The organism is Kitasatospora sp. NPDC096140 (assembly GCF_040303045.1).
Lineage (GTDB): Bacteria > Actinomycetota > Actinomycetes > Streptomycetales > Streptomycetaceae > Kitasatospora.
This window is the reverse complement of record NZ_JBEOUW010000056.1, coordinates 46,963-54,400: the sequence shown is the minus strand read 5'-3', so window position 1 is coordinate 54,400 and position 7,438 is coordinate 46,963. Positions and strand designations below refer to the sequence as shown.

General features: G+C 73.6%; 7 protein-coding genes and 1 tRNA gene. 3 read left to right on the top strand and 5 right to left on the bottom strand.

The window, feature by feature from the left end; genetic code table 11:
- Positions 1–163 precede the first annotated feature (163 nt).
- The 4 genes from galE to ABT048_RS36930 form a co-directional block, all read right to left on the bottom strand.
- Positions 164–1,126: a UDP-glucose 4-epimerase GalE gene (gene galE / locus ABT048_RS36945; RefSeq protein ID WP_350525999.1), complete on the bottom strand. Its 963-nt coding sequence runs from the start codon at positions 1,124–1,126 to the stop codon at positions 164–166.
- Between the two features lie 138 nt (positions 1,127–1,264).
- On the bottom strand, positions 1,265–1,933 hold the full coding sequence (locus tag ABT048_RS36940; protein WP_350525998.1) for a LuxR C-terminal-related transcriptional regulator: 669 nt from the start codon (positions 1,931–1,933) through the stop codon (positions 1,265–1,267).
- A 162-nt stretch (positions 1,934–2,095) separates the two neighbouring features.
- Positions 2,096–2,168, bottom strand: a tRNA-Thr gene (locus ABT048_RS36935).
- A gap of 176 nt (positions 2,169–2,344) precedes the next feature.
- On the bottom strand, positions 2,345–2,797 hold the full coding sequence (locus ABT048_RS36930; protein ID WP_350525997.1) for a winged helix-turn-helix transcriptional regulator: 453 nt from the start codon (positions 2,795–2,797) through the stop codon (positions 2,345–2,347).
- 225 nt (positions 2,798–3,022) lie between these two features.
- Between ABT048_RS36930 and ABT048_RS36925 the strand changes: the two genes are divergently transcribed.
- Positions 3,023–3,619: a flavodoxin family protein gene (locus ABT048_RS36925; RefSeq protein ID WP_350525996.1), complete on the top strand. Its 597-nt coding sequence runs from the start codon at positions 3,023–3,025 to the stop codon at positions 3,617–3,619.
- Between the two features lie 63 nt (positions 3,620–3,682).
- Here ABT048_RS36925 and ABT048_RS36920 read toward each other — a convergent pair whose 3' ends face one another.
- The gene (locus ABT048_RS36920) at positions 3,683–5,080 is read right to left on the bottom strand and encodes an MFS transporter (RefSeq protein WP_350525995.1); all 1,398 of its coding nucleotides are present in this window, start codon (positions 5,078–5,080) and stop codon (positions 3,683–3,685) included.
- 177 nt (positions 5,081–5,257) lie between these two features.
- Here ABT048_RS36920 and ABT048_RS36915 point away from each other — a divergent pair, with 177 nt between their 5' ends.
- A complete protein-coding gene (locus ABT048_RS36915; RefSeq protein WP_350525994.1) occupies positions 5,258–5,710 on the top strand; it encodes a hypothetical protein in 453 nt (150 codons plus the stop codon).
- 5 nt (positions 5,711–5,715) lie between these two features.
- Positions 5,716–7,353 carry an alpha/beta hydrolase gene (locus tag ABT048_RS36910; RefSeq protein ID WP_350525993.1) on the top strand — a complete coding sequence of 546 codons (1,638 nt, stop codon included), beginning with the start codon at positions 5,716–5,718 and terminating at the stop codon, positions 7,351–7,353.
- The last annotated feature ends 85 nt before the right edge of the window (positions 7,354–7,438 follow it).

Genomic DNA, 7,438 nt, shown 5'->3' with positions numbered 1-7,438 from the left:
CTCCCTATCTTCCGGGTGCGGCGGCCGCGCCGGCCGGCGGCCGTGCCGGGCCCGCCTGCAAGGCCTGGAGGGCCTGGAGGGCCTGGAGGGCCTGGAGGGCCTGGAGGGCCTGGAGGGCCTGGAGGGCCTGGAGGGCCTGGAGGGCCTGGAGGGCCTACAGGGCCTAGAGGCCGTTCTTCTCCAGGGTGAACTTCCAGGCGTCGGCGACGATGTCGTCCAGGTTCGGGCGGCGCGGGGTCCAGCCCAGCGCCTCGTGGGCGCGGGCGGCCGAGGCCACCAGCACCGCCGGGTCGCCGGCCCGGCGGCCCTCGACCTGCACCGGGATCTCCCGGCCGGTGACGCGCTTGACCGACTCGATCACCTCGCGCACCGAGAAACCGCTGCCGTTGCCCAGGTTGCAGATCAGGTGCTCGCCCGGCTTGGCCGCGCCCAGGGCCAGCAGGTGGGCGTCGGCCAGGTCCGCGACGTGGATGTAGTCGCGGATGCAGGTGCCGTCCGGGGTCGGGTAGTCGTCGCCGTACACCGCGATGTGCGGGCGCTGCCCGAGCGCGGCCTGGAAGACCAGCGGGATCAGGTGCGACTCGGGGTCGTGGCGCTCGCCGTACGCACCGTACGCGCCGGCCACGTTGAAGTAGCGCAGCGAGACGGCGGCCAGGCCGTGGGCGACGGCCTCGCTGGTGATCAGGTGGTCCACGGCGAGCTTGGTGGCGCCGTAGGTGTTGGTCGGCGCGGTGCGGGCGGTCTCGGCGATCGGCACGGCCTCCGGCTCGCCGTAGGTGGCCGCGGTGGAGGAGAACACGAGCTTGCGCACGCCCGCCGCGCGCATCGCGCTGATCAGCTCCAGCGAACCGGCCACGTTGTTGCGCCAGTACTTCTCCGGGTCCACGACCGACTCGCCGACCTGCGAGGAGGCGGCGAAGTGCAGCACGCCCTCGAAGGAGCCGTCCAGGACCTCGCCGGCCTCCTGGATCCGGCCCTCGACGAACTCGGCACCGGCCGGAACGCCCTCGCGGAAGCCCGTCGAGAGGTCGTCCAGGACGGTCACCTGGTGCCCCGCCTCCAGCAGGTGGGCGGCCACCACGCTGCCGACGTAGCCGGCGCCACCCGTGACCAGGTACTTACTCATGTTGCGACCTCCAGCGGGCGATGGTCCGCGCGGTGGGCGTGGCCATCGACGGAATCCGTACGACTGGGGCCATTCTCCCAACCCACCGGGGTGCTCCGGACCACCCGGGCAGCTGCTCGCAGGCTTTTCACCAAGTCATCAGCCCCCGGACATCCGCTCCAGCAGCCCGGTGCGCGCCGCCACCGCGGCCGCCTCCAGGCGGGTCCGCGCGCCGAGCTTCATCAGCACCCGCTGGACGTGCGTCCGGGCGGTGCTGGCGGCGATCCGCATCCCGGCGGCGATCGCGGCGGTGTCCTCGCCGTCCGCGATCCGGGCCAGCACCTGCACCTCACGCCGGGTCAGCAGCCGCAGCAGCCGGACGGCCTCGTCGTCCGGTTCGGCCGCCGGGCGCAGCAGCTGGTCGAACGCGCCGCGCAGGACGTCCACCGTGACCGCGGCCTCACCCGCCCGGGCCCGCCCGATGGCCCGCTCGACGACCTCGATCCGCTCGTCGCTGGGCACGTACCCGGCCGCGCCGGCCGCGAACGCCCCGGCCACACCGCGCAGTTCGCCCACCGGCCCGAGTACGATCACCGCTACCTCGGGGCGCTCCCGGCGGATCCGGCGCAGCCCGTCGAAGGCGCCCGGCTCCCCCGGCGCGGCCACCCCCAGCAGGCACACCTCGGGCCGCCGGCCGGCCACCAGGTCAGCGGCGACACCGGCCGGGGAGCCCACCGCGAGCACCCGGTGTCCGCGCAGCTGGAGCGCGGTGGCCAGCGCCTCGGCCAACAGCCGGTGGTCGTCCACCACCACGAGTCGAACGCCCATGACGCCCTCCCGGTCAGGGTTCGGCTCGCGCCCGCGCCCTTCGGGCGGGCGGCCGATGACGCACCATCACAGCGCATTCCGTACCCGACCCGCCAGCCGTCGCGCGTCGACTGCGGCCGGAAACGCGAAAGACCCCCGCCAGAGGCGGGGGTCTTCCAGTTGAGCCCCCATGCGGAATCGAACCGCAGACCTTCTCCTTACCATGGAGACGCTCTACCGACTGAGCTATAGGGGCTTGCCGGGTTTTTGTTTTCCCGGGCCGGTCGAACAAGGAAGACATTACACGGCCGTCGGCCCGGAAGGGAAATCGGCTCCGCCCCGGGCTTCCCGATCACTCCGCGGCCTCGATCGGAGGCGGGCGGCGTGGCCCGCGCGCGTGTTCCGCGGCCTCAGCCCTCGGTGTGCGCGGCGTCAGCCCTCGGTGTGCGCGGCGTCGAACTCCTCGCGGGCCGCCATCATCTGCCCGGCGCGGTGCTCGGTCCACTGCCCGACCGGCGTGACCAGCTCGGCCAGCTCGCGCCCGAGCGGCAGGAGGTCGTAGACCACGCGCGGCGGCGTCTCCGGGAACACCGTGCGGAGCACCAGGCCGCTGCGCTCCAGGTTGCGCAGGGACTGGGTGAGCATCTTGCGGCTGACCCCGCCGACCCCGCGCTGGAGCTCGGAGAAGCGCTGCGGCCCGCAGGCGGCGAGGCTCATCAGGATCAGCAGCGACCACTTGTCGGCCAGCTCGGCGAACACCTCGCGGCTGGGGCAGAGCCGGGCGAAGAGGTCGAACCCCTGCTCCGCCGCGCCTTCCGGCCCGTCCGGCACCTGCTGCTCCTCGTGCTGCCCCGCCCGGGCCCGGGTCGCTTCCTCCGTCGTCATGCCCTCCAGGGTAGCCCTCCGGTCTCCAATCCGCCCTTGGTAACCAATAGAGACCTGGTCTATATTGGAGACCGCCAACGGATCGGGGTCGGGCCGGGCCGCGTCAGTGCGTCCTGCCCCGGCGCCGTGCCCTATCCTCCGCCGTCCGCATTCCGCTTTCTGCCTGCCGCCTTCTGTCGTCGCACCGGCTTCCGCCGGTCCACGCCGTCCCCCTGGAGCGCCCACATGACCGCCATCCGCCCGACCGTCGTCCTCGCCTACCACTCCGGCTACGGCCACACCGCCGTGATCGCCGAGGCCGTCGCCCGCGGCGCCGCCGCCGCAGGTGCCGAGGTCGTCCAGATCGCCGTCGACACCATCACCGAGGAGCAGTGGGCCCAGCTGGACGCCGCCGACGCGATCGTCTTCGGCTCCCCCACCTACATGGGCACCGCCTCCGGCGCCTTCCACGTCTTCGCCGAGGCCTCCAGCAAGCGCTGGTTCACCGACGCCTGGAAGGACAAGGTCGCGGCCGGCTTCACCAACTCCGCCTCCAAGAGCGGCGACAAGGCCGGCACCCTCGGCTTCTTCCAGACCCTCGCCGCCCAGCACGGCATGAACTGGGTCAACCTCGGCCTCAAGCCGGGCTGGAACGCCACCACCGCCTCCGAGAACGACCTCAACCGCCTCGGCTTCTTCAGCGGCGCCGCCGCCTCCTCCCCCTCCGACGCCGGCCCGGAGGCCGTCCACAAGGCCGACATCGCGACCGCCGAGCACCTCGGCGCCCGCGTCGCCCAGCACACCGCCGTGGTGCTGGCCGGCCGCGCCGCCCTGGCCGGCTGACCTCTCCGGCCGACCCGGTCCGACCGACCCGCTCGGCCCGACCCGACCGCCCCTCACGCGCGCCTACGCCGCCGGATCCGCCCCCAGCAAGGGCGCCCGGCGGCGTCCGCCGTCCACCGCCCCGAGCTCGGCGCCGGTGGTCTCCGGCAGCAGCCGCAGGCAGCCCAGGGCCAGCACGCCCAACCCCGCCAGGTACCAACCCACCGGCTGCGCCGTCCCGTACGCCTCGGTCAACCGCGTCGCCACCAGCGGGGTCGTCGCCCCGCCGATCACGCCGCCCAGGTTGTACGTCAGCGCGGCACCCGTGTAGCGCACCCGCGTCGGGAACAGCTCCGGCAGGAACGCCGCCACCGGCCCGAACATGCACCCCAGCACCACCATCGCGCCCGCCAGCGCGACGAACATCAGCGACCGGCTCGCCGTCTCCAGCAACGGGAACAGCACCAGCGACCAACCCGCGGCGAGCACCGTCGCCCACCACAGCGTCCGCCGCCGGCCCCACCGGTCGCTGCGCGCGGCACTCAGCCACACCGTCGCGGCCATCCCCACCGCGCCGATCAACAGCATCGTCAGGACCAGCGTGCTCGCCACCCCGAGCCCCGAGGTCGCGTACGCCAGCGCGTACGTCGTGGTCAGGTAGAACAGCGCGTACCCCACCGTGATCGCCCCGCCGCCCGCCAACACCGGGCGCCAGTGCTCACGCAGCACCTCCAGCGACGGCGCCCGCTCCCCGCGCCCGGCCGAGCGGAACAGCGGCGACTCCTCGATCCGCAGCCGCACGAACAGCCCCACCGCGACCAGCGCGAACGAGGCCAGGAACGGCACCCGCCAGCCCCACGCGCGGAACGCCCCCTCGTCCAGCCCGAGTTGGAGCGCCAGGAACACCCCGTTCGCCAGCACGAACCCGCACGTCGGCCCCAACTGCAGGAACCCGCCGTACCGCCCCCGCCGTTCGGCCGGCGCGTTCTCCGCGATCAGCAGCGCCGCCCCGCCCCACTCCCCGCCCAGCCCGACGCCCTGGCACACCCGCAGCGCCACCAGCACGGCGGGCGCCCACCACCCCCACGCCGCGAACCCCGGCAACACCCCCACCGCCGCCGTCGCCAACCCCATCAGCAGCAGCGACACCACCAAGGTCGCCTTCCGCCCCACCCGGTCCCCGAAGTGCCCGAACACCACCGCCCCCAACGGCCGGGCCAGGAACGCCACCGCGTACACCGAGAACGCCGCCAACAGCGCCCCCACCGTGCCCAGTCCGGGGAAGAACACCGGCCCGAACACCAAGGCGGCCGCCGTCCCGTAGATGAAGAAGTCGTAGAACTCGATCGCCGTCCCGATCAGCGCCGCGGCCGCGGCCCGGTGCAACTGGCCCGCCTGTCCCGGCCGTTCCGCCCGCTCCGACCGCTCCGCCTGCCCCGACTGCTCCAACTGCACTGCCTGCCAGGCATCCTCCGCATCCATACCACCACCCTCACCACCCCGCCCCACCCTCACCAGCCCCCACCCGGGTGACCACGGCGCACCCCCGCGGACCCGCGCCCGGCCCGCACCCCACGCGCTCCCCGCAGCCCGCCGAACCCGGCGCCACCGCACGTATGCTGACCGTCCGGAGACCATCTCGACATACGGGGGGAAACCGTGCCGGGCCCCTATTCACGCGCCGCTCTCGCCGTCAATCCGGCCGTACTGGAAAACTGCGGGCAGACCGCCCAGCACCTCGGCGGCCGGATCCCGTCCGAGACGACGAAGATCACCGCCCCCGGCGACCAGGCCGCCGCCGCCCTCCGGGGCTGGCTCACCGGGCCCGCCATCCACGACTGCGCCGCCGGCTGGAAGACCCTGCTGGACAAGCTCGCCGCCGACATGGCCGGCAGCGGCACCAAGCTCTCGACCGCCGCAGCCGACTACCGCCGGAACGAACAGAGCCTGTCCACGGCCCTGACCGGCAGCGCGGCAACCACCCCGTACGACCACCGGACCCCGCACGACCACCGGACCCCGGCCGCCGACCCGTTCGGAACCGTCCTCACCAAGGACCTGTCCCCGGCCGCCGAAGCCGCCCGGACCAACGGCGCCGGCAAGGCCCGGTGAGGCCGATGGACATCGCCACCCTCCGGAACGCCGACATCAACGGCATCACCACGGCCGGAGCCGCCTACGACGCCCTCGTCACCGCGCTGGGACGGCACGCCGAGTCCTGGCAGCACGAGGTCGCCGACCGGCTCGGCGCGGCACAGTGGACCGGGACCGCCGCCGAGAACGCCACCGCCGAGATCCAGGCGATCGGCACCGAACTCCGGCTCGCCGCCCAGGAACTCTCCTTCGTCAGCCGGGCCCTCGCCGAGGCCGCCGAAGGCTTCGCCGCCGCCCAGGCGCACCTGGTCAACGCCCTGGACGACGCCGAGAAGCAGAAGTTCACCGTCGCCCCCGACGGGCGGATCACCTGGGACGCCGAACCCACCTCCGCGAACCACCCCGGCGACCGGGCCGAAGAGACCGCCAAAGAACTCGGCCGCCGCATCACCGCCGCCCTCAACGAGGCCGCCCACGCCGACTCGGAGATCGCACAGCGGCTCAACCACCTCGCCCGCAACGCGAACAGCGGCACCGGCCTGGACGCCGCCACCGTGCGGAAGGACCGGGAAGCGTTCGCCGCCCGCGAGGCCGTACCCCCCGCCGGAACCGACCCGGAGGCCGTGAAGCGCTGGTGGGACAGCCTCACCGAAGCCCAGCAGCAACGCTTCGTCCTCAACCACCCCGACCGGGTCGGCAACCTCGACGGCATCCCCGCCGTCGCCCGCGACCAGGCCAACCGGATCAACCTCGCGCGGAGCAAGCAGGACCTGCAGGCCCGGCTCGACCGGCTCGGCCCCGAGCCGGAGCAGTTCCTCGGCTGGGCCAAGGGCGAGCCCATCCCGAACCCCGACTACGTCGCATGGCACCGCCGGCAGCAGGACCTGCAGGAGAAGCTGACGGCGATCGCGGCCATCGAGGACCGCCTGACCGGCGACGGCGCGGAGTCCCGCGACGGCACCCCGGCCTACCTGCTCGGCTACGACACCGAGGGCAACGGACGCGCGATCGTCTCCGTCAACAACCCCGACACGGCGGACAACGTGGTCACCCTGGTCCCCGGCACCACCTCCCGGCTCGCCACCGCCATCGGAGACGTCGACAAGGCCGACGAGATGGTCAGGGCCGCCGACCGGACCGACCCCGGCAGCCCCAGGACGACCGCCGCCATCGCCTGGGTCGGCTACGACGCCCCGCAGAACATCTTCCCGGAGGCGTCCACCGACGCGTACGCCGAGAACGCCGAGGAGGACCTGGCCCGCTTCCAGCACGCCCTGCGCACGACCCACGAGGGCACCCCCTCGCACAACACCCTCATGGGCCACAGCTACGGCAGCGTCGTCGTCGGCTTCACCATGCGCGACCACACCCCGCCGGTGGACGACGTCGTCCTCGTCGGCAGCCCCGGCGTCGGCGTCGACCACGCCGAGGACCTGAACATCGACCCCTCCCGCGTCCACGTCGCCCGGGGAAGCCAGGACACGATGATCAAGACCGCCGCCGGCACCGGCCTCCTGTTCGGACGCGACCCCATGGACACCGACTTCGGCGCCCGACACCTCCCGGCCGGCACCACCGACCACTCCCACTACTGGCTGCCCGGCACCGAATCCGTCAGGTCCTTCGGCGCCGTGATCACCGGCAACGGGAACGACCGGTGAGGCCACACCGGGCGATCGCGGCCACAGTGACCGCCGGACTGCTCTGGACGGTCCCGGCGTGCACCGGGGAAACCGACGCCCCCAC

Excerpts from the sequence above, each read along its gene's own strand:
- ABT048_RS36940 (WP_350525998.1), bottom strand. The coding sequence starts at position 1,933 with ATGGGCGTTCGACTCGTGGTGGTGGACGACCACCGGCTGTTGGCCGAG.
- galE (WP_350525999.1), bottom strand. The coding sequence starts at position 1,126 with ATGAGTAAGTACCTGGTCACGGGTGGCGCCGGCTACGTCGGCAGCGTG.
- ABT048_RS36925 (WP_350525996.1), top strand. The coding sequence starts at position 3,023 with ATGACCGCCATCCGCCCGACCGTCGTCCTCGCCTACCACTCCGGCTAC.
- ABT048_RS36920 (WP_350525995.1), bottom strand. The coding sequence starts at position 5,080 with ATGGATGCGGAGGATGCCTGGCAGGCAGTGCAGTTGGAGCAGTCGGGG.
- ABT048_RS36910 (WP_350525993.1), top strand. The coding sequence starts at position 5,716 with ATGGACATCGCCACCCTCCGGAACGCCGACATCAACGGCATCACCACG.
- ABT048_RS36930 (WP_350525997.1), bottom strand. The coding sequence starts at position 2,797 with ATGACGACGGAGGAAGCGACCCGGGCCCGGGCGGGGCAGCACGAGGAG.